This is a genomic window from Capnocytophaga leadbetteri (assembly GCF_003054025.1).
In the GTDB taxonomy this organism is placed as follows: Bacteria; Bacteroidota; Bacteroidia; order Flavobacteriales; family Flavobacteriaceae; genus Capnocytophaga; species Capnocytophaga leadbetteri.
Window position 1 is genome coordinate 1 of the sequence record NZ_QBKG01000015.1, and the last position, 20,420, is coordinate 20,420.

Consider the following 20,420-nt stretch of genomic DNA (forward strand, 5'->3'; position numbering starts at 1 on the left):
GTTCTTGAATTTTGGTGTTCTTTTTTTCTCAAACACAAAATTACTAATTTTCGGGAACTTTTATTTTATTATAGGAAAAAGTTTAAACAGCTTCAATAATATAAAAAATGAAATCAATAAAAATATTTAAAATGATACGTAACAAAACACTTATTTTCGCTTTACTTGCGCTATCTGCTTGTAGCAAACATTCAAGAGAGGATGAACCACAACAAATGGTATATCAGAATTTCCAACAAAGTCTCTTTGAGCCCTATATCGCTCAGGGGTCTATTTTCACAAGAGAAGTTAAAAATATGCCTTTAGCGAAGAACTCAGCAGCCATAGCAGCCTATATGCCTAAGATGCCCGCAGAATATCTTCCTGAGAGATTTAAAAGCTGGTTGGTAACTTCTTTGAATACCACGAACTATAATATCCCTGTGTATGTAGTGAACTCTCACGACCCTCAACAGAAATATGCTAATTTCACCTCTACCGACAAGCGTGTAACTCACAAGGAAGACCTTGTGAAATACACAATAGGGCGTATTCCCTTGCCAAGCTATGCAGTACCAGCAGGCGGTGGTGACAAGTCTTTTGCGGTGTATGACAGAGCAACAGGAATGATGCGAGAATATTTTCACGCTGTTAAAGATGAGAAAGGTACTTGGCATTTTTCTGCTTCTGGATATTTTTCTGCAAAACCAAATTTTAAAGATTTAGGAAAGGATAACTTTGCGATGCAGCTTACTACAGGTTCTTCAGCAGTGGTAGGAATGTTGAACCCTCTTTCTCAGATAGGAATAGAAGAGGCGAGAAAGGGTGAGATACGTCACGCTCTATCCTTTACTATTGCCAATGCTGGTAAAGGATTCTCGTACCCTGCAAAGCAAGGTGATGGGACTTCAACCAACCCTAATGCTCCTTTGGAAGGACAGTGGTTTCGCATAGACCCTAAAGTAGATCTCAACAAACTAAAATTACGTCCGTTTACCCTTGTAGTAGCCAAAGCGATACAACGATATGGAGGATATGCCTCTGATAAGAACCTCTTTTGCCACGCTTTCAACGCCGAGCACCCTATAAACGAAATGGCACAAGGGAAACCTAACCCTTGGGAAAAAGGTGGAGATATCTATGAAAAATACAAAGGAATAGACCTTAATGACTTTCCTTGGCATCTCACCCAATGGGCACCTGTGGATTGGGGGAAATGATTAGTAAAGATTAAATAACACTCTATGGAGATTACACCAACTCTTAAAATAGAAATCTACCACGCTCTTGCGGACTTTTTAGAAGCTTACAAAACCGAAAACACCCAAGTTTTAGCGGAGAAGTTTGGTATTTCGGGAGAGTTTTTGGAGGAAATCTATGAAATGCTGGATTTTGTAGAGGACAAAAGTACTTTGCGTCTTTTTCCTGTGGAAGAAATGGACAAAGAAGAAGGCGGAGGAGTAAATTTGGAAGTTTATAACTATAATAATGAAGATACTGCTGTGGGAGTAGAAGCCCATTTGTGGGACAATCAGGAATATTTTGCCATTATCAAAGGATGTTACAACCTTGGTGAGCAATTCCCTAAATTTGTTTTTCATTATTTTGAGTCTTAAATATTAAAAATGACTGTAGAAATCTTTTGGCAGCTTATCGAAAAAGCAAGAAACACAGCAGGGACAAATGATAATGCCTTTGCTTCGGCCTTACAGACAGAACTGGAAGCCTTATCGGAAGAGGATTTGCTCTTGTTTCAGTTTATTTATTGAATGGTATGAAATTACGATTATCAAACAACCCTCTCACCTGATGTGGTCGGCATTGGTACTGATTAACGGGGGCTATTGCATTGATACTTACGGCTTTGCAGGTTATCTGATTACCCACGGGCGTGAGGCTTACGAAAAAACGCTTGCAAATCCAGATTTTTTGGCTACATTGGGGGCTAAAAAAGATAAGTGTAACTATAAGGAAGTGAGGCGACTGGCACAGAAAGTCTATATGGAACGCACCAAAACGAAAATTCGTGCCTTTGAGAAGATTTATTTAGCCACGTGGAGCGAAGATGTGCAGGATGAGATAACCCAATCGCTGACCATCAATCCTGAAAAAAGAAACCGAGACTGGACATTAGACGAACTCAAAGAAATATTTCCTAAATTAACCGAAAAATTATCTAAATAATATAAAAAATGAAATCAATAAAATATTTAAAATGACACCTAACAAAACACTTATTTTCGCTTTACTTGCGCTATCTGCTTGTAGCAAACATTCAAGAGAGGATGAACCACAACAAATGGTATATCAGAATTTCCAACAAAGTCTCTTTGAGCCCTATATCGCTCAGGGGTCAATTTTCACAAGAGAAGTTAAAAATATGCCTTTGGCAACGAACTCTGCTGCCATAGCGGCTTATATGCCTAAAATGCCCGCGGAATATCTGCCTGAGAGATTTAAAAAAACGGTACTAACTACACTGAGCACCACATCTTATAACATTCCTATTTATGTGGTAGATTCTAATAATCCTTCTCAGGAATATGCTAATTTTGAGTCCAAGGACAATAGAGTTATCTACAAAAAAGACCTTGTACAATATACTACAGGGCGTATTCCTTTGCCTAAATATGCACAACCGGCAGGCGGTGGCGATAAATCTTTTGCCGTTTATGACAGAGCAACAGGGATGATGAGGGAATATTTCCACGTCGTTAAAGATGAGAAAGGAACTTGGCATTTCTCTGCTTCTGGATACTTTAAGGCAAAACCAAATTTTAAAGATTTGGGTAAGGATAATTTTGCGATGCAACACACCACAGGAGGGTCGGCAGTAGTGTGTATGCTCAATCCACTCTCTCAAATAGGAATAGAAGAAGCGCGTAAAGGAGAGATAAAGCACGCCTTGTCTTTTACCATTGCCAATGCAGGAAAAGGCTTTTCTTACCCAGCAAAACAAGGAGATGGCCCTCAACAAACCCTAATGCTCCGTTGGAAGGACAATGGTTCCGTATAGACCCTAACATAGATATTAACAAGCTAAATCTTCGCCCTTTTACCCTTTTAGTAGCCAAAGCGATACAGAAATATGGAGGCTATGCAGCCGATAAGAATCTTTTTTGCCATACCTTCACCGCAGAACACCCTATAAACGAGATGGTACAAGGGAAACCTAACCCTTGGGAAAAAGGTGGGGATATCTATGAAAAATACAATGGAATAGACCTTAATGATTTCCCTTGGCATCTTACCCAATGGGCACCCGTTAATTGGGGAAAATAATTTGAAAAGGAATGACAATCATAGAAACTCCCAAAATTATAGAAAAATGCAAAGCCTATGAGCGGGAAGGCGGTGTGATAGACTTTCGTTTCTTTCAGTTGGATACGGAGCAGGATAACACGCCTTATCAGAAGCATTTGGCTGTAGCCCAGCAGACTCTTATTTCGGTAGCGGAAGAAGCAAATACGCGTCTAGACCGTATGGCAGCTAAACTGAAAATGAATCGCAGGGAGCTTTTTACGATGGACTATGATTTTAACATTCTTAAAGACTCGGGTAAGGAGATTTCTGTACAAGACTTTATGGGCTGGCAATATGAAGAAGTAAGCGGAAGGATAATTCTCAGTGGTGGGAAACTGCGCAATCAGTATTTTTACTATGATGACAAAGAAGTGCCTGAAAAAGCAGTGGCTTTGGCTGGGGAAGATAGAGAAAAAATAGGTTTTGTGTACGCTTTTTTAGAGCCTCCTTATTCATTTATGTGTGGGAAAACTATTTTTGAAAAAGGAAACTTCTTTTTAGATTTTTGTAGGTTGCTTTTTACTGATATTTCTCAAATAGAAGTCTATATGTGGAGTACGGATAGTTCTAATTACTTTGATGCAGGCAAAGAATGGTGGGACGCTTTCTTTTGGACGGTATACAATCCCTATTGGGATAGATATATAGGGATTGTAGCCTCGACAACTGACTGACAAAAGGGGACGACTAATAGTAAACAACAATATATAAAAAGATGAAAAATATAACAGAATTATTAGAATTATTGCGCTCTGACTTGAATCAATACAATTCTCTTGTGGAGGAAGATATCTTAAAGCTCCTACAGAACAAAGGAGCCTACTTTCTCTTTGAATATGATTATGAATGGCTTGAAATTTCTGTCTGGGCAATGAATAAAGAAGGGGACTACATAAGTCAGCGTATTAACATTCCTTCGCAAAAGAAAGAAAAATACTTCCCTTCAGATATTTTTATGGATAAAGATATTCACTTGGAAGATGAATTGTATGACCAAGGGGTAGAAGAAGACGAGATAGATGATTACTTAGATGAATATGCTCAAAAGAAAGAGGATATTATCTTTAAATGGTTTCAGCAAAGATGGAAAAATGTCTTAAAAGAAAATAATATAAAGTCAGAGGCTTACTTTTCACCTCATGATTCTTATTTTTATACTGATTTGAACACAGGAAAGACAATCAATGAAGACCAAATAAAAGAAAAACATTCGCAAGGATGAAAACAGATACACAAATTAAATTCGATACGATAATCAAAGAAGGTTTTACGCCTCTGTTAAAGCCACTTTCCTTTAAAAAGAAAGCCTTGAACTATTATCGCCAGCTTGGTGAGGTAGGACATATCATCAACATACAGAAAAGCATCTATAGCTATAGAAATCATATTAAATTTCGCATCAACACAGGGATTTTTGAGCCTAAATTTTGGTCAGTTAGCCATACAGGGCAAGCGCCTGATTACCCTACGGAACCTGTTTGCCTTATCCGTAAAACTATTAACGATTTACGAGGAAGAAAAGACCTTTGGTACGAGATTCACAACTATACTGATGAACAAAAACTCATCAAAGAAGTGCAGGAAGATATACAAAATTATATCTTGCCTTTCTTTGAACAACTTGATTCAGCACAAAAAATCCTTTCGGCATTAGAAAAGGATTCTACTCTCTTAGGTATTTCCTTTGATCTGCTTATTTTGTATGGTGAATATGAGCTGAGGGAGAAAGCCCAAGCTGTATATAACCAGCTTTTACAAAAAGTAAATCCCTTGGCTAAGCCTACTTTAGAAGGATATGCTAAAAAATATGGCTTAAAAAAAATTAATGAATAATATGCGTCTTACAGCAATTAGTCTTTCGCCTATGCGATGGAATGCATAATTAGAAATAGAATGAGAAAAATTATTATTATATTTGTTCTTATAACTTCTTTTATAGCTTTTGGACAAATAAAAAGCAGCTATATGAAAAAAGAAAAACCTAAAAACCTAACAGAATGTATCCAAATGCTGGATAAGAACCTCAAGAAGCAGGATAAAGAGTATCTAAAAACGCTTACCGAAGATGAATTCTTTATGGAAAGCCATTTTACTTTAGGAATGGGTATCCGCAATGAGTGGATTCGCAATGGAAACCCCGAACTCGTGAAGTTCTTTTTAGACCAAGGCGTTAAACATCCCGATGATATGTCGGCTATGATACTTACAAGCTATTATCGATATCTAACAAATTCTAATGATTAATTGAGTGATGATACATAATAACATTGAAATTGTATTAGGAGATATCACCAAAATTTCTGTAGATGTGATAGTGAATGCTGCCAACACTTCTCTACTTGGTGGAGGCGGTGTGGATGGAGCTATTCAATCTGATGAATATTATATAAATATGATGATAGCGTGGTACTTAGCAACTGCTCTGGCAAAGCAATACGAGGCAACGTTGCCTTACTTAGAAGCAAAAACACTCGCGCCTTATTCTTCAAAAAGCCTTTAAAATTAATCTTCTCTCTGCTTAAAAAAAATTAATAAGACATTAATATTTGGTCAGTTAATAAAAAGGTAGTAATTTTACCCCCTTAATAAACCATTATATCAATTTTTATGAAGAGATTAAGTATGACTCTTATGGCTTTCTTGCTACTTGTCCCTATAGCAAGAGCCGATGAAGGTATGTGGTTCTTGATGTTTATCGAACGTCTGAACCAAAGGGATATGCAGAAATTGGGTTTACAACTTACTGCCCAAGAAATCTACAGCATCAATAACAATAGCTTAAAAGATGCTATCGTGCAGTTCAATGGGGGTTGTACGGCGAGTATCATCTCCAAAGATGGATTGGTACTAACCAACCACCACTGTGGTTATGGCAATATTGCTCAGCTCTCTACTCCTGAGCACAACCACCTACGCGATGGTTTTTGGGCGCGTTCTAAAGACGAAGAGCTATCGCCTAAACAGTCTTTTGTGCGCTTTTTTGTACGTATGGATAATGTTACTGAACGTATGTTATCAGTAGTAAATCCTTCAATGAACGAAAAAGAACGCGAAGCAGCACTAAATAAAGAAATTGCTAAGATAGAAAAAGAGAACAGCGAAGGTGGTAAATACGTAGTATCTGTACGTCCTTTCTTCCAAGGAAATGAATACTACTATTTTGTATATCAAGACTTTAAAGATGTGCGCTTAGTAGGTACGCCTCCTGAAAGCATTGGTAAGTTTGGCGGTGATACCGACAACTGGGAATGGCCTCGTCAAACAGGCGACTTCTCGCTCTTCCGCGTATATACCGACAAAGACGGCAACGCTGCTCCTTATTCTCCTAATAACATTCCGCTAAAAGCAAAACGCTACCTAAAAGTAAGCCTTAAAGGGGTACAAGATAAAGATTTTGCTATGATTATGGGCTACCCTGGGCGCACTAACCGTTGGGAAAGTTCATATTGGGTAGACCAAAACGTGAAGTATGCTTATCCAGCGTGGGTTGAAGCCTCTAAAACTGCTATGGATGCAATGAAACGCTATATGGATAAAGACGATGCGGTACGCCTATTGTATGCTTCTCAATACTCAAGCATTGCTAACTATTGGAAAAATCGCCAAGGAATGATTGACGCTCTTAGCGCTCATAAAACAGCTGATAAGAAGCGTAAAGCTGAAGCTAAGTTTGCTAAATGGGCAAAGAAAGCTGAAAATAAAGCTGAATATGGCGATGTACTTAATACTTTAGCCACTTATTTCCAGAAAACTAACACGCTATCAGCCGATCAGAACTATTTAGGTATGCTATGGCGTGCTTCTTTCTTTATAAAAATGCCTACACGCTACATTAGTTTAGTAAGCGGAGCTCAAAAAGGAGGTATGCCTGCTGATGAATTAGATAAAAAGGTAGACAACCTACTATCTGAGTACGATAAAATAAACTTAGATGTAGAAAAAGCTATCCTTGCCGATATGCTAAAGCTGTACGCTAACAAAGGTACCGATGTGCCTACAGAGCTCAAAGCTATCAAAGCTCAATACAATGGCAATTTCAATAAGTATGTAGAAGACCTTTTAGCTAAAAGTATCTACCGAAGCAAAGAAACTGCTAAAGAAGGGGCAAAACAAGAAGCTGCTGGCTTAGCCTCTGACCCTATCTTACAGCTTTCTGGAGTTTTGTTTGAAAGCTACCGCAATCCATCACCTGAATTGTTTAACTTAGAAGACGCTTATAGCAAGGCTTACAGAAAATTTGTACAAGGTATGCGCAATTCAAAAGCAAGCAACATACTCTATCCTGATGCTAACTCTACTTTACGCTTAACCTATGGTACTGTTAAACCGCTAAAAGCCGACAAGCGCAACCCCGATGCTAAGAAGAATTTCTATACTACCTTCAATACCTTAATGGCAAAATACAAAGCAGGCGATCCTGAGTTTGATATGCCTCAACGTATGCTCGACCTCTATAAGAAAAAAGAGTTCGGTAGATATATAGACAAAGACGGCTCTATGCACGTAAACTTCTTAAGCAATAACGACATTACAGGGGGTAACTCTGGTTCACCTGTGATGAATGGCAAAGGCGAACTTATCGGGCTTGCTTTCGATGGTAATATTGAAGCTATGGCAGGCGATGTAATATTCGACAAACAATTACAACGCACTATCAACGTAGATATACGCTATGTACTTTGGGTAATTGACATTTACGCTGGTGCTAAAAATATTATTGATGAAATAGAGATTAATTAGTAAAAGTCAGGTATTAGGTGTTAGATATCAGAAATCTAACACCTAAATACCTACAACCCTAATATCTAAAAAAATGTCTTTATCAAGTTACACAAAAGAATTTAAATACAACTTCAAAATAGCTTACCCCGTAATATTAGGAATGCTCGGGCATACCCTTGTCGGCTTTGTCGACAATGTAATGGTGGGCAAGGTAGGAATTACCGAGCTGGGGGCAGCTGCCTTGGGCAATACAGCTATCTTTATAGCAATGTCGTTTGCTATAGGCTTTTCTGTAGCTACTACCTCATTAGTAGCTATGAATGATGAGGCAGGCGATAAGCAAGCTGTACAGTCTATTTTAAATCACAGTATGCTGCTAAATATCATACTGAGTGCAGTGCTCTTCTTATTGATGTTTTTTGTAGAACCTATAATGCGCATCACAGGGCAAAGTGAGAAAGTAATTGCTTTGGCAGTCCCCTATACTCACTTAGTAGCCTTTTCACTTATCCCTTTAGGTGTATTCAGTAGCTTAAAACAATTTGCTGATGGTCTCTCAATGACCAAATATGCTATGTATGTTACCCTATTGGCAAATCTTATCAATATATTCGGCAATTATCTCTTTATCTATGGCAATTGGGGTTGCCCAAAATTAGGCGTATTAGGGGCAGGTGTAGGTACTCTCATCTCCCGTATCGCAATGCCTATAATGCTGTATTATATGTTAAAATACTTACCGAAAACCAAAGAATACGTTACCCATATCAGCTTTAAGCATATAGGCAAAGCTATGTTGAGAAAAATAAGCAACATCGGTCTACCTACAGGCTTACAGATGATTTTCGAAACAGGGGTTTTCTCAGCTGCCATATGGATAAGCGGTATGCTGGGCGAAAACCAACTATCAGCTAACCAGATAGCCCTCAATTTATCCACTATGACCTTTATGGTGGCAAACGGCTTAGGTATCACTGCTATGATACGTGTAGGCAATCAGTTAGGAGCTAAAAACTACGCCAACCTGCGCAGAGTAGCCATCTCTGTATTCTTATTAGTACTTTGTACCCAAGTATTTTTTGCTACTCTCTTAGCTGTCCTACGCGATTGGTTACCTTCGCTATACTTAGAGATGGACAATGCTGAAAAAGCCGCTAATAACAGTTTGGTAATAGCCGAAGCAGCTAACTTACTACTAATAGCCGCTATCTTCCAAATCTCTGACGGTTTGCAGGTAACAGCTTTAGGGGCTTTACGTGGGTTACAAGATGCTAAAGTACCAATGTACATCACCTTTATAGCTTATTGGCTTATTGCCTTCCCTATTCTTTATGTATTAGGGGTACATACCTCATTAGGCAATATAGGCATCTGGATAGGCTTATTAGTAGGACTTACCACTGCTGCCGTATGCTTGCTCTATCGCTTCAACCGCATCAGCTTACGACTTATAAAAAACAGACATAAAATTCAAAATTAATTCATAATATGAAAGCAGGAATTGTAGGACTGCCTAATGTAGGCAAATCCACTTTATTTAATTGTTTATCTAATGCAAAAGCACAAAGTGCTAACTTCCCTTTTTGTACTATAGAACCTAACTTAGGAGTAGTAAACGTACCCGATCCGCGCTTAGAGAAACTCGAAGCCCTTGTGAAACCCGAACGCGTACTACCCGCCACTGTTGAAATAGTAGATATAGCCGGCTTAGTAAGAGGGGCTAGCGAAGGAGAAGGCTTAGGTAACCAATTTTTAGGCAATATACGCGAGTGCCACGCCATCATACACGTACTGCGTTGTTTCGACAACGATAATATAGTCCACGTAGATGGCAGTGTAGACCCCATACGCGACAAAGAAACTATAGATATCGAACTACAACTAAAAGACCTTGAAACTGTAGAAAAACGCTTAGAAAAAGTAACTCGTGCGGCTAAAGCAGGCGATAAGAAAGCGGCTAAAGAAATGGAGTTACTCAATCGTATCAAAGAAACTTTACAAACAGGTCTATCGGCTCGTTCCTTACAAGTAAATGAGGAAGAGAAAGAACTATTAGACAGCTTTCAGTTGCTAACGGCTAAACCTGTACTATATGTGTGCAATGTAGATGAAAAGTCAGCTAAAAATGGTAATGCTTACGTCGAAAAAGTAAAAGAAGTAGTAAAAAATGAGGACGCTGAAGTAATAGTATTAGCCGTAGCTACAGAGGCTGACATTACCGAATTAGAAAGTTATGAAGAGCGTCAAATGTTTTTAGAAGATATAGGTTTAGAAGAACCCGGAGCTTCTAAACTGATACGTGCGGCTTATCACTTACTAAACCTACAAACATACTTCACTGCTGGAGTAAAAGAGGTTCGTGCTTGGACGATACATAAGGGCGACACAGCTCCTCAAGCGGCAGGTGTCATCCACACCGACTTCGAAAAAGGCTTTATACGCGCTGAGGTAATCGCTTATGACGACTTCATTACCTATGGTAGCGAAGCCAAAGTAAAAGAAGCTGGCAAAATGCGTGTTGAGGGCAAAGAATATATAGTGAAAGATGGTGATATTATGCACTTCCGCTTCAATGTATAGCAAAAAAAATCGGTAAACGATTCACATCGCTTACCGACAAAAAATAATTCTAAATTAAATAATCTTTATGGTTCAACTCTGTCATTCAAAAGCTATTGCTATTAAATCACGGGGCAAAGGTAGTACGTATAACGATTAGAAACAATTTAAATTAAGAAATACTATCAAATACGTATTTAGATTGAGTAGTAATTAACGTAATTTATTATGAAAGAACGCAATCCTCTCATCGATGTACTCAAAGGTTTTACCATCATTTTGGTAGTGATAGGGCACGCCTGTCAGTGGTTTTCTGGCGATGACCGCAGTCAGCCGCTCTATACCACTATCTACGCTTTTCATATGCCGCTATTTATGTTTCTATCTGGCTATGTAAGTTTTAATAAACGTGGTGAAATGAACTTGCTCAAGCGGTTTCAAGTATTAGTAATTCCGTTTTTTGTATGGTTTCTCATTTCAGCTGCCTATCATAAGTATCTTTTTGATATTGAAAAAGTAGGGCATTACCTCAAAATACTCATACACGACCCCACCCAAGGAATGTGGTTTTTATGGCTTTTGTTTTGGGAATGCGTATTGCTCTATATCGCATTAAAAGTAAGCAAAGGAAGAGAAGTATGGGCAATGATAGGTTTGTGGAGTATAATTATCTTCATACACCGTATCACAGGGGCGCAAGCTCCTTATTACGGACTTCCTGAATTGTGTTGGTACTTTTTGTATTTTGGGTTAGGTTATCTCACCCATAAATACGAACCCCAATCTATGAGAGTTATAAAACCTATAGGTTGGGCAAGTGTAGGGCTTTTCCCTCTGCTCCTACTCTTCCCTATTTCTGCATCGTCATTCTTGCTCTACTCTGTTAGGCTCTACGCCTTAGCACTGACAGGCATTGCAGCTACCTATGTGGTATGGCAACAGATTATAAGCCTACGCAACCCACTATCGGCTCGCACAACCCAATGTCTGCAATACTTAGGCGGTATTTCGTTAGAAATATATGTCACCCATTACTATTTCCATTTTCTAGTTCCTTATATCAAAACGTATATAGGTGATATGTTCTATCTGAATATAGCTATTTTTGTTATAATAGCAATACTCTGTTGCGACGGTGTGCAACGCTTGGTTAGGTATGTAGGGTGGTTACGGCGTATATTATATGGAAGATTTTAATAATAAAAAAAGAGCTGTCTCAAAAACGATGAGACAGCTCTTTTTAATTTATTCATTCTTAGGTTCTGGTGTTTTTGTGTCTTCGGCTTCTTTTGCAGCTCTTTCTCTTTCTGCTTTTCGGGCTACTTCTATATAAGTTTTAAACTCTTTTCCATAGGTAGAAGCAGCTACATCTTTAGAAAGCTTACCATAAATAGAATCTAAGTATTTCACTCGGGTATTAGGCGCATCAACTAACACTACATAAGGAGTAATATATGATTCTGGGTGAGTAAGCGCATAGTTAAGTACAAAAAGGTGGCGACGGAAGTTATTCTTCTCTGAAACTGCATTAAGCGAGTCCGTAAGAGCAGTATTACCTTCTTTGAAAGCATTAACTTGCTTTTCTAAAAGTTCAGCATTGCGCATACTAAACTGACGCATCACGTGGGCATATTCATTATACTCTTTCTGCGAAGTAGAACCATTAATCTTAGCCTTTATTTCAAACATATCATAAGAGCTGTTAATCTGAATAGTAGTAGGTTCTCCAAAGAACATCAGGCGGTCACCGAGGTCAGTACCCGCTTGCTTCTTCAAATCTAAATAAATGTAGAACACCTCAGGACTCTTCAAAGGGTATTTAAAAGTGAATTTACCACTCCCCTCAGCTTTTACCGAATCGATATTGGTAAGTTTATCATTCACATACTTTTGCAGGTAAATAGTTCCGATTTTCAAACCGTCAATGTTCCCTTCTACAATCATCGTGTCTTTTTCTTCTGTCTTATCACAAGCTATCATCAGCAGTGCAGACATTGCTATTAGTACTTTTTTCATTTATAATAATTTTTTAGTCGTTAGTTCGTTAGTCACTTGCCATTAGTCTTTCGTGGTTAGCCCTTAGTCGCTTGTCGTTAGTTGCTTGTCGTTAGTCCTTAGTCTTTAGTTACTTGTCATTTAGTCGCTTTCTAACGACTAACGACTAAACACTAACGACTAACTTAGCAAATCATCTTCATTGTCTGGGCTTTATTCTGGGTCTCTTCATATTCCTTCTGAGGGATAGAGTCCTTAGTGATACCTCCTCCTACATACAGATAAGTATGCTGGCTGTCTATCTGCATACAGCGTAAATTAACGTATAAGGCAGCCATTTTCGTACCCTCTATAAGGCCGCAGTAGCCTGTATAATACTCCCTATCATAAAGCTCGTGTTCTATGATAAAAGTGCGTGCCTTATCGGTAGGATAACCACAGACAGCAGGGGTAGGATGCAAACGCTGTATCGCTTCGTTTACCTTATCTGTGGGTAATGTACCGCTTATCTCAGTACAGAGGTGCTGCACACTGCCTGCACACACAGTATGAGGGTCAGTTACTTTTAGGGTCGTAGCATACGGTTGCAATTGCGATACAATAGTATCAGTAACTATCTGTTGTTCTTCGCGTTCTTTAGGCTGCCACTGCTTATCCCCTATCTTAGTACCTGCCAACGCCATTGTGCGAAAATCACCTTGGCGATGATATAGCAGCGTTTCAGGGGTAGCCGCCAACCACATACCTACCTGTGGGTGATAAAACAGATAGGAAAAAGCCGAAGGATAACGCAGCAGCATATTAGTAAAACTCTTAAACGGACAAGCAGGCTTAGCAAGGGTTATTTTGCGCGAAAGCACTACTTTCTCAAAAGCCCCTGCTTGTATAGCAGTTATGGCTTGGGCTACTAAGTTAAGATGTGCTTGTCTATCAGCTTCAGTCTCTATAGGTGTATGGGTTGTTATGTTTTCTGCATCTCCTTGAGGGGTATCACTTATTAAGGTTGTACGCTCATCAAAAGGGATAAATACCGAAGGGTGATTAGAGCGAAAAGGTGCGAACACAAAGCCCTCAATCGCTTCTTTTAAATCAAAAACATTAAGCGTCGGCTGCTCTTGCCACCTCACCACTACTGAGGGGTGTTGCGGTAAGCGGTAGCACACAAAAGGCAACTTCTGATGATACTTTTGCTCAGCACACTGCAACAGTTGCTGATAGGTAGTTTTGTTTTCTTCTATCATATCGTTTGGGTGTCATAAAAGGCTTTGAATGCCCCATTTCGTGCTAATAGTTCTTCTTTATTGCCTTGTTCTACTAATCTCCCTTTATCAAGCATCAGTATTTTATCTGCATACTTAGTAATTGATACACGATGACTTACGATAATCACGGTTTTGCCTTTTAGGGTATCGCGTAGGTTGGTAAGTATTTTCTCTTCGGTATCAGTATCTACTGCCGACAAACAATCGTCAAGCAAATAGATTTCAGCCGGTTTAAGTAGGGCTCTGGCTATAGCTACCCGCTGGCGTTGTCCTCCACTGAGCGACACGCCCCGTTCACCCAATATCGAATCGTACTGATGAGTAAATTCCACAATATTATGATGTACTACCGCCTTTTCACAGGCAGCCACTATCTCTTCATCTGTAGCATTATTGCCATAGCGCAAATTATTTCGGATAGTATCAGAAAAAAGGAAATTCTCTTGTGGCACTACCGAGATAGCTTCGCGCAAACTATGTAAGTTAAGCTGTTGCACAGGCTGTCCATCAATACACACTTCGCCTTCAGTAGCCTCATACATACGCGCGATAAGGTCTAATAAGGTCGTCTTGCCGCTACCTGTCTTGCCAATAATCGCTACAGTTTGTCCTTTTTCTATCTGAAACGACACCTCCTTAAGAGCCTCTATCCCTGTATCTTCATAGCGGAAAGAAACATTTTTAAAGGCTATATCGCCTCTTATAGGGGTAGGTGTAGCAGTGAAATTGCGTATTTGGGGGACTTCCGAAAGAAATTCATTGATGCGCTTCTGAGAGGCTTCCGCTTGTTGCACAATAGAACTCACCCAACCCACTGTCGCTACAGGCCAAGTGAGCATCATCACGTAAATACTAAACTCTACAATCACCCCAATCGACTGTATTTCTCCCAAATAATACAAACGCCCTCCTATAAAAATCACAAAGATAAGGCTAAGCCCTATCATCAGTATCATAGTAGGAATAAAAAAGGCTTGTATCTTAGCGAGTTTAATACTCTTCTGTCTCCCATCTTCAGCCAGCACCGCCAACTGGGCATTAGTAGCAGCTTCATTAGTATAGGCTTTGATAACCCCTATACCTGAAAACGTTTCTTGAGCAAAAGTAGAAAGATCTGAAAGATAGGCTTGTACTTTCATCGTTTCTATATTTATCTTCTTGCTCATTTTATAAATTAGCAAAGAGAGAATAGGCAGCGGAATGAGAGTATAAAGGGTAAGCTTAGGCGAAATGATAAACATCAGCGGAATAACACAAGCAAAGAGGGTAATAGTCTGCACACTATACATAATGGCAGGCCCTGCATACATACGCACTTTCGACACATCTTCACTAATGCGGTTCATCAGGTCACCTACCCTATTACGTTTGTAAAAACTAAGTGAAAGCTGCTCATACTTCAAAAAAATCTCGTTTTTCATATCGTATTCTATATAACGAGATACATTGATAATGAGTTGACGCATAAAAAACATCAGAACAGCCGAAATAATGGTGGTACCGATGATAATAAGTGCGTACTCTATGAGCAAAGAAGTCATTTGCGCAGCATCTTTATTGGTAGAACGAGCAAATTGCTCAATAGCTGCTATAGAATTTTTCACGTAGCGGGGCATAAATAGTGAAAATATGCGCGACACTACGGTAATTAAGATACCGAGCAGTAGATGGTATTTGTATTTGAAAAAATATTTGCGGATATGTTTTAAATGCGCCATTTAGCCAGTCGTCAGATTTTAGGTATTAGGTGTTAGTAGGTAGTACCACTAACACCTAATAAACTAATACCTATTTATAATTCTTAATCAAGTTTTTCACCAATAATATCACATTAGGCATTGCTATATTAGCAGCATTAAGTACCTCTTCGTGCGATACATCAGGCGATATTTCAGGCCCTCCTAAATCAGTAATTACCGAGAGAGCGCAAACCTCCATCAGTTGGTGGCGTGCTACTATCACCTCAGGCACGGTACTCATACCTACGGCATCACCTCCTAAAATGCGCACCATACCATATTCAGCAGGTGTTTCAAAAGAAGGCCCTTGCAATCCTACATATACCCCTTTTTGCACTTTGATATTGTTTTCCTGAGCTATTTTTTCTAACTCTGCTATCATTGCGTGGCTATAAGGCTTGCTCATATCCGGAAAGCGAACTCCGTATAAATCTAAATTTTTACCGCGCAAAGGGTGTTCAGGGAAAAGGTTGATATGGTCGCGAATAATCATCACATCACCTATAGAAAAGTTAGGATTTACCCCTCCTGAAGCGTTCGAGAGTATAAGTCGTTTAATGCCTAACTGAGCAAATACGCGAATAGGGAAAGTAACCTCTTGCATAGAGTAACCTTCGTAATAGTGTACGCGTCCTGCCATCATCAGCACATAACGGTTCTGAATTTTACCATAAATCAGCTTGCCTTTATGCCCTGAAACAGTTGATTTCGGAAAGTTAGGTATATTTTGGTACTTAATTTCCGAAATTACTTCTACTTCATCTTCTAATTTACTAAGTCCTGACCCCAAGATAATAGCAAATTCTGGGGTATGTTCTGTAATGTACGACTGTATAATACGAGCCGTCTCATTGATTTTGTCGTAATACTGTTGCATAATTTTTATTAATTCGTCGATTTTTATGAATTGGCAAATTGGCTAATTATTTAAAACTTGTCACACCAAATTTAGCAGCTTCAGCTCTTGCTTTTGGTACTAATTGGGTTAGGTTTTTAATACGCGACTCATCTGAAGGGTGCGTACTGAGGAGGCTAGAGGTACTAGCTCCATTTTTCTTAGCGCTCATTCGTTTCCATAGTTCAGGAGCTTCTGAGGGGTCATAACCTGCGATAGCCATAATCTGAATACCAATAGCATCAGCTTCTGTTTCGTTAGAGCGACTGAAAGGCAACATCACTCCTAAGTTTGAACCTAAGCCGTAAGCCATCATAAATTGGTCAGTGTATTCGGCATATTTGCTACTTTGTAGGGCAAGCGAACCTGCTATGGCTCCTATTTGTTGTAGGGTGCTAGCACTCATACGTTGTGCACCGTGGTCAGCTAATGCGTGGGCTACCTCGTGTCCCATCACTACTGCCAACCCTGCTTCGTTCTTAGTGATCGGCAAAATACCTGTATACACCACTATTTTGCCCCCTGGCATACACCAAGCGTTCACTTCAGGACTATCTACCAAGTTGTATTCCCATCTGTAATCGTCTAAATACCCCTTATAGCCGTTAGTGTCGAGCCATAACTTAGCCGCTTTAGCAATACGCTCACCCACTCTTTTCACCATTTGGGCGTCATTAGTATTGGTTATCACCTTATTCGACTGCAAAAAAGTAGAATATTGACTAAAAGCCATCGGAAAAACCTTGCTATTAGGCATAAAGTTCAGAGTACTCTTCCCTGTAAAAGGATTAGTTTTGCAGGAAAAAACAATTAGCAACAAAGCAATAATACTTATTTTCTTCATATAATTCTGTTTTATTTTGCAAAGGTATAACATAATTAGCAAATTAGCAAATTTGTCAATTAGCATTTTAGGCAAACACAAAAAAATTGTCAATTTACCAATTCAGCCCTCTCACCTGTCCCACTCGTCCCACCTGTCCCACTCGTCCCACCTGTCCCACTCGTCCCACCTGTCTCACCTGTCACACTCGTCCCAGCCCTCTCAATCCTACTAGCCTTCCCAATCCTCCCAGCCCTCCCAGCCTTTTCAGCTCTTTCAGAAAAATTTTCTTCTATACCTTCCCTTTACTTTAGATATAGGAAGGATACAGGATCACCGAAGGATTACCGAAAGATGAGCAAAGTATAAACGTCTAATTGCCGCCTAAAAACCAGAAAAATATCCTACTCCAGTTCTATTCATAATCTATTTCAATTTTCTCATTCCTCCCAGCCTTCTCAGCCTTCCCAATCCTCTCAGCTTGCCTGCAAAATTTTTCTATTTGCATTTATTTCATTACTTTTGCACCCTCAATCTCAAATTTGATAATTCACAAATTTGCTAATTTCCTGATTAATATGTCTTTAGAACAAGAAATACAAAAGCGCCGTACTTTTGGCATTATCTCTCACCCCGATGCGGGTAAAACTACGCTTACTGAAAAATTGCTACTCTTTGGGGGAGCTATCCAAGAGGCTGGTGCGGTAAAAAGCAACAAGATAAAAAAAGGAGCTACTTCTGACTTTATGGAGATAGAACGCCAGAGAGGTATCTCTGTCGCTACTTCAGTATTGGCTTTCAATTACAAACAGCACAAAATCAATATCTTGGACACCCCTGGCCACAAAGATTTTGCCGAAGACACCTTTCGTACTCTTACAGCAGTAGACAGCGTAATAGTAGTGGTAGACGTAGCTAAAGGGGTTGAGGAGCAAACAGAGAAATTGGTAGAGGTATGCCGTATGCGCAATATACCTATGATTGTGTTTATCAACAAGTTAGACCGAGAAGGTAAAGATGCTTTCGACCTGTTAGACGAAGTAGAGCAAAAACTCGGACTAAAGGTAACGCCTTTAAGCTTCCCTATAGGTATTGGCTACGATTTCAAAGGTATTTACAATATCTGGGAAAAGAATATCAATCTTTTTTCGGGTGATAGCCGCAAGAATATAGAAGAAACTATCTCGTTTGACGATATAAACAGTCCTGAGTTAGAGAAAATCATCTCTGAACAGTCAGCTGCCAACCTGCGCAGCGATTTAGAGTTGGTATATGAGGTATATCCTACTTTCGACAGAGAGGCTTACCTAAGAGGAGAGCAACAGCCGGTATTCTTTGGGTCGGCACTAAACAATTTTGGGGTACGCGAGTTGTTAGATTGCTTTGTAGAGATTGCTCCCTCACCTCGTCCTAAAGCCAGCGAGGAGAGAGAAGTACGCCCCGAAGAGGCTACTTTTACGGGCTTTGTATTCAAAATCCACGCTAATATGGATCCTAACCACCGCGACCGTTTGGCGTTTGTAAAAATAGTATCAGGTACTTTCGAGCGCAACAAGCCATATCTACACACCCGTTTAGGCAAGAAGCTGAAGTTCTCAAGTCCAAATGCTTTTTTTGCTGAGAAGAAAGAGGTGGTAGACATCTCATATGCAGGCGATATAGTAGGGCTACACGATACTGGTAATTTCAAAATAGGTGATACATTAACTGAGGGAGAAGTATTGCATTTCAAAGGAATACCAAGCTTCTCACCTGAGCATTTCAGGTATATTAACAACGCTGACCCACTAAAGTCAAAACAATTAGAAAAAGGTATCGATCAGCTAATGGATGAGGGGGTAGCACAGCTCTTCCGCTTAGACTTCAATGGCAGAAAGGTAATTGGTACAGTAGGAGCCTTGCAGTATGAGGTAATTCAGTATCGTTTAGAACACGAATATGGGGCAAAGTGTAGTTACGAGAATTTCCCTATTTATAAGGCTTGTTGGGTAGAAGCACCAGATAACCCTAAAGACCCTGAATATGTAGATTTCTTAAGGGTAAAGCAGAAGTATTTAGCAAGAGATAAACAGCAGCAGTTGGTGTTTTTAGCCGATTCGGCTTTCTCTATAGAAATGGTAAAGCAAAAATACCCTAGCTTAAAGCTGCATTTTACATCAGAATTCTAATGTAAAAGAGAAATACAAAAAACGAAAGACGAGAGCATCACACCCTCGTCTTTCGTCTTTAAATTTTGGTCTCTCGTCTCTATTTCGTAAGACTGATAAAAAGCTCTTCTAAATCGTTGTGCTTATGGTTAATTTGAAGTATTTTAAGCCCGTTTTCTTTAGCAAAGTCAAATACAGCGGGGCGCATATCTTCTGAAGTACTAAACTGCAATTGATACAGAAAATCATAAACATTAGTAGCGGCAACTATATCAGGGAGATTGCGCAATAATCGTTCTTCTACTCTAAAATCAAAAGCTACCTCTATTATCTGTTCTTTGCCTTGTAGGGCTTTCATTGGCTTATCTAGCACTATATTACCCTTATGAAGTACTATCACCCTATCGGCTACCGCTTGTATCTCTTGCATAATATGCGAAGATAGCAAGATGGTTTTAGTTTTACCTAGCTCTTTGATAATATGGCGTATTTCTACTAACTGATTTGGGTCTAGTCCTGTAGTAGGTTCGTCTAAAATCAATATTTCGGGGTCGTGAATAAGAGCTGAAGCTAAACCTACCCGCTGGCGATAACCCTTAGAAAGGGCTTCTATCTTCTTATTGCTCTCTGGCGTAAGCCCTGTAAGAGCGATGACCTCTTCTACCCTACTCTTAGGCACTTTAGGGTACAAATCTGCTGTAAAACTCAAATATTCGCGCACGTACATCTCAGTATACAGAGGGTTGTGCTCAGGCAGGTAGCCTATCATCTTTTGTGCCTCAATAGGTTGCTTTAGCATATCTATACCATTGATACTGATGCTCCCCTCTGTAGGAGTTAGCGCCCCTGTAATCATCTTCATTGTGGTAGATTTACCAGCGCCATTCGGACCTAAAAAGCCTGTAATTTCACCCTTCTGCAGCTGAAAGTTTATCTTATTAACAGCTATCTGTTGTGCGTATATTTTCGTTAAATTAGTTACTTGTACTGACATTA

The 20,420-nt window shown here is 39.4% G+C and carries 21 protein-coding genes and 2 pseudogenes; 17 read left to right on the forward strand and 6 right to left on the reverse strand.

Going from position 1 to position 20,420, the window contains the following annotated elements; translation table 11 throughout:
• Window positions 1-131: 131 nt before the first annotated feature.
• The 16 genes and pseudogenes from C8P65_RS12105 (at window position 132) to C8P65_RS09925 (ending at window position 11,760) form a co-directional block, all read left to right on the forward strand.
• Window positions 132-1,199 (forward strand): hypothetical protein, encoded by a 1,068-nt coding sequence (locus tag C8P65_RS12105; RefSeq protein WP_245887389.1) that lies wholly within the window; start codon window positions 132-134, stop codon window positions 1,197-1,199.
• Between the two features lie 24 nt (window positions 1,200-1,223).
• The gene (locus C8P65_RS09860) at window positions 1,224-1,595 is read left to right on the forward strand and encodes a hypothetical protein (RefSeq protein ID WP_107782659.1); all 372 of its coding nucleotides are present in this window, start codon (window positions 1,224-1,226) and stop codon (window positions 1,593-1,595) included.
• Window positions 1,596-1,604: 9 nt separating this feature from the next.
• Window positions 1,605-1,748: a DUF4240 domain-containing protein gene (locus tag C8P65_RS12380; protein WP_107782660.1), complete on the forward strand. Its 144-nt coding sequence runs from the start codon at window positions 1,605-1,607 to the stop codon at window positions 1,746-1,748.
• 40 nt (window positions 1,749-1,788) lie between these two features.
• Window positions 1,789-2,163 carry a DUF4240 domain-containing protein gene (locus tag C8P65_RS09870; RefSeq protein ID WP_170069101.1) on the forward strand — a complete coding sequence of 125 codons (375 nt, stop codon included), beginning with the start codon at window positions 1,789-1,791 and terminating at the stop codon, window positions 2,161-2,163.
• A 31-nt stretch (window positions 2,164-2,194) separates the two neighbouring features.
• Window positions 2,195-2,995 (forward strand): hypothetical protein, encoded by an 801-nt coding sequence (locus C8P65_RS12180; protein ID WP_245887391.1) that lies wholly within the window; start codon window positions 2,195-2,197, stop codon window positions 2,993-2,995.
• Entirely contained in the window at window positions 2,971-3,261 is a 291-nt protein-coding gene (locus C8P65_RS12300) for a hypothetical protein (RefSeq protein ID WP_245887392.1), read from the forward strand. Before C8P65_RS12180 ends, C8P65_RS12300 begins: the two co-directional genes overlap by 25 nt.
• A gap of 11 nt (window positions 3,262-3,272) precedes the next feature.
• Window positions 3,273-3,956, forward strand: a complete 684-nt coding sequence (locus C8P65_RS09885) for a hypothetical protein (RefSeq protein WP_107782662.1) — start codon at window positions 3,273-3,275, stop codon at window positions 3,954-3,956.
• A 41-nt stretch (window positions 3,957-3,997) separates the two neighbouring features.
• Window positions 3,998-4,504: a hypothetical protein gene (locus tag C8P65_RS09890; RefSeq protein WP_107782663.1), complete on the forward strand. Its 507-nt coding sequence runs from the start codon at window positions 3,998-4,000 to the stop codon at window positions 4,502-4,504.
• Window positions 4,501-5,115, forward strand: a complete 615-nt coding sequence (locus C8P65_RS09895; protein ID WP_107782664.1) for a DUF4304 domain-containing protein — start codon at window positions 4,501-4,503, stop codon at window positions 5,113-5,115. The genes C8P65_RS09890 and C8P65_RS09895 overlap by 4 nt, the downstream gene beginning before the upstream one ends.
• Window positions 5,116-5,247: 132 nt before the next feature.
• A complete protein-coding gene (locus tag C8P65_RS09900; protein WP_107782691.1) occupies window positions 5,248-5,526 on the forward strand; it encodes a DUF6794 domain-containing protein in 279 nt (92 codons plus the stop codon).
• 7 nt (window positions 5,527-5,533) lie between these two features.
• Window positions 5,534-5,650, forward strand: a pseudogene (locus tag C8P65_RS09905) (RNase III inhibitor); the annotation flags it as partial.
• Window positions 5,648-5,764, forward strand: a pseudogene (locus tag C8P65_RS12445) (DNA alkylation repair protein); the annotation flags it as partial. The pseudogenes C8P65_RS09905 and C8P65_RS12445, both read left to right, overlap by 3 nt.
• Before the next feature lie 125 nt (window positions 5,765-5,889).
• Window positions 5,890-8,022 (forward strand): S46 family peptidase, encoded by a 2,133-nt coding sequence (locus tag C8P65_RS09910; RefSeq protein WP_107782665.1) that lies wholly within the window; start codon window positions 5,890-5,892, stop codon window positions 8,020-8,022.
• 73 nt (window positions 8,023-8,095) lie between these two features.
• Window positions 8,096-9,484 carry an MATE family efflux transporter gene (locus C8P65_RS09915; protein WP_107782666.1) on the forward strand — a complete coding sequence of 463 codons (1,389 nt, stop codon included), beginning with the start codon at window positions 8,096-8,098 and terminating at the stop codon, window positions 9,482-9,484.
• 8 nt (window positions 9,485-9,492) lie between these two features.
• A complete protein-coding gene (gene ychF / locus C8P65_RS09920) occupies window positions 9,493-10,584 on the forward strand; it encodes a redox-regulated ATPase YchF (RefSeq protein WP_107782667.1) in 1,092 nt (363 codons plus the stop codon).
• A gap of 207 nt (window positions 10,585-10,791) precedes the next feature.
• Window positions 10,792-11,760, forward strand: coding sequence for an acyltransferase family protein (locus tag C8P65_RS09925; RefSeq protein ID WP_107782668.1), 969 nt, complete (start codon window positions 10,792-10,794; stop codon window positions 11,758-11,760).
• 48 nt (window positions 11,761-11,808) lie between these two features.
• Here the strand turns inward: C8P65_RS09925 and C8P65_RS09930 are convergent, their stop codons facing one another.
• The 5 genes from C8P65_RS09930 to C8P65_RS09950 form a co-directional block, all read right to left on the reverse strand.
• Window positions 11,809-12,579 carry a DUF4369 domain-containing protein gene (locus C8P65_RS09930; protein WP_107782669.1) on the reverse strand — a complete coding sequence of 257 codons (771 nt, stop codon included), beginning with the start codon at window positions 12,577-12,579 and terminating at the stop codon, window positions 11,809-11,811.
• Between the two features lie 164 nt (window positions 12,580-12,743).
• Window positions 12,744-13,799 carry an isochorismate synthase gene (locus C8P65_RS09935; protein WP_107782670.1) on the reverse strand — a complete coding sequence of 352 codons (1,056 nt, stop codon included), beginning with the start codon at window positions 13,797-13,799 and terminating at the stop codon, window positions 12,744-12,746.
• Entirely contained in the window at window positions 13,796-15,538 is a 1,743-nt protein-coding gene (locus tag C8P65_RS09940; protein WP_107782671.1) for an ABC transporter ATP-binding protein, read from the reverse strand. The genes C8P65_RS09935 and C8P65_RS09940 overlap by 4 nt, the downstream gene beginning before the upstream one ends.
• 70 nt (window positions 15,539-15,608) lie before the next feature.
• Entirely contained in the window at window positions 15,609-16,436 is an 828-nt protein-coding gene (locus tag C8P65_RS09945; RefSeq protein WP_034540564.1) for a purine-nucleoside phosphorylase, read from the reverse strand.
• Window positions 16,437-16,482: 46 nt separating this feature from the next.
• Complete coding sequence (locus C8P65_RS09950) at window positions 16,483-17,298, reverse strand: M48 family metallopeptidase (protein ID WP_034540567.1); 816 nt, start codon at window positions 17,296-17,298, stop codon at window positions 16,483-16,485.
• Window positions 17,299-17,855: 557 nt separating this feature from the next.
• Between C8P65_RS09950 and C8P65_RS09955 the strand changes: the two genes are divergently transcribed.
• Complete coding sequence (locus tag C8P65_RS09955) at window positions 17,856-19,445, forward strand: peptide chain release factor 3 (protein ID WP_107782672.1); 1,590 nt, start codon at window positions 17,856-17,858, stop codon at window positions 19,443-19,445.
• Between the two features lie 79 nt (window positions 19,446-19,524).
• Here the strand turns inward: C8P65_RS09955 and gldA are convergent, their stop codons facing one another.
• Window positions 19,525-20,418 carry a gliding motility-associated ABC transporter ATP-binding subunit GldA gene (gene gldA / locus C8P65_RS09960; RefSeq protein WP_107782673.1) on the reverse strand — a complete coding sequence of 298 codons (894 nt, stop codon included), beginning with the start codon at window positions 20,416-20,418 and terminating at the stop codon, window positions 19,525-19,527.
• Window positions 20,419-20,420: the final 2 nt, after the last annotated feature.

What these genes read in the sequence shown, in the direction of transcription:
- C8P65_RS12180 (WP_245887391.1), top strand. Translation starts at nt 2,195, where the DNA reads ATGACACCTAACAAAACACTTATTTTCGCTTTACTTGCGCTATCTGCT.
- C8P65_RS09915 (WP_107782666.1), top strand. Translation starts at nt 8,096, where the DNA reads ATGTCTTTATCAAGTTACACAAAAGAATTTAAATACAACTTCAAAATA.
- C8P65_RS09935 (WP_107782670.1), bottom strand. Translation starts at nt 13,799, where the DNA reads ATGATAGAAGAAAACAAAACTACCTATCAGCAACTGTTGCAGTGTGCT.
- C8P65_RS09955 (WP_107782672.1), top strand. Translation starts at nt 17,856, where the DNA reads ATGTCTTTAGAACAAGAAATACAAAAGCGCCGTACTTTTGGCATTATC.
- C8P65_RS09950 (WP_034540567.1), bottom strand. Translation starts at nt 17,298, where the DNA reads ATGAAGAAAATAAGTATTATTGCTTTGTTGCTAATTGTTTTTTCCTGC.
- C8P65_RS12380 (WP_107782660.1), top strand. Translation starts at nt 1,605, where the DNA reads ATGACTGTAGAAATCTTTTGGCAGCTTATCGAAAAAGCAAGAAACACA.
- gldA (WP_107782673.1), bottom strand. Translation starts at nt 20,418, where the DNA reads ATGTCAGTACAAGTAACTAATTTAACGAAAATATACGCACAACAGATA.
- C8P65_RS09930 (WP_107782669.1), bottom strand. Translation starts at nt 12,579, where the DNA reads ATGAAAAAAGTACTAATAGCAATGTCTGCACTGCTGATGATAGCTTGT.
- C8P65_RS09900 (WP_107782691.1), top strand. Translation starts at nt 5,248, where the DNA reads ATGAAAAAAGAAAAACCTAAAAACCTAACAGAATGTATCCAAATGCTG.
- C8P65_RS09910 (WP_107782665.1), top strand. Translation starts at nt 5,890, where the DNA reads ATGAAGAGATTAAGTATGACTCTTATGGCTTTCTTGCTACTTGTCCCT.
- C8P65_RS09925 (WP_107782668.1), top strand. Translation starts at nt 10,792, where the DNA reads ATGAAAGAACGCAATCCTCTCATCGATGTACTCAAAGGTTTTACCATC.
- C8P65_RS09940 (WP_107782671.1), bottom strand. Translation starts at nt 15,538, where the DNA reads ATGGCGCATTTAAAACATATCCGCAAATATTTTTTCAAATACAAATAC.
- C8P65_RS12105 (WP_245887389.1), top strand. Translation starts at nt 132, where the DNA reads ATGATACGTAACAAAACACTTATTTTCGCTTTACTTGCGCTATCTGCT.
- C8P65_RS09870 (WP_170069101.1), top strand. Translation starts at nt 1,789, where the DNA reads ATGTGGTCGGCATTGGTACTGATTAACGGGGGCTATTGCATTGATACT.
- ychF (WP_107782667.1), top strand. Translation starts at nt 9,493, where the DNA reads ATGAAAGCAGGAATTGTAGGACTGCCTAATGTAGGCAAATCCACTTTA.
- C8P65_RS09860 (WP_107782659.1), top strand. Translation starts at nt 1,224, where the DNA reads ATGGAGATTACACCAACTCTTAAAATAGAAATCTACCACGCTCTTGCG.
- C8P65_RS09885 (WP_107782662.1), top strand. Translation starts at nt 3,273, where the DNA reads ATGACAATCATAGAAACTCCCAAAATTATAGAAAAATGCAAAGCCTAT.
- C8P65_RS09945 (WP_034540564.1), bottom strand. Translation starts at nt 16,436, where the DNA reads ATGCAACAGTATTACGACAAAATCAATGAGACGGCTCGTATTATACAG.
- C8P65_RS09890 (WP_107782663.1), top strand. Translation starts at nt 3,998, where the DNA reads ATGAAAAATATAACAGAATTATTAGAATTATTGCGCTCTGACTTGAAT.
- C8P65_RS09895 (WP_107782664.1), top strand. Translation starts at nt 4,501, where the DNA reads ATGAAAACAGATACACAAATTAAATTCGATACGATAATCAAAGAAGGT.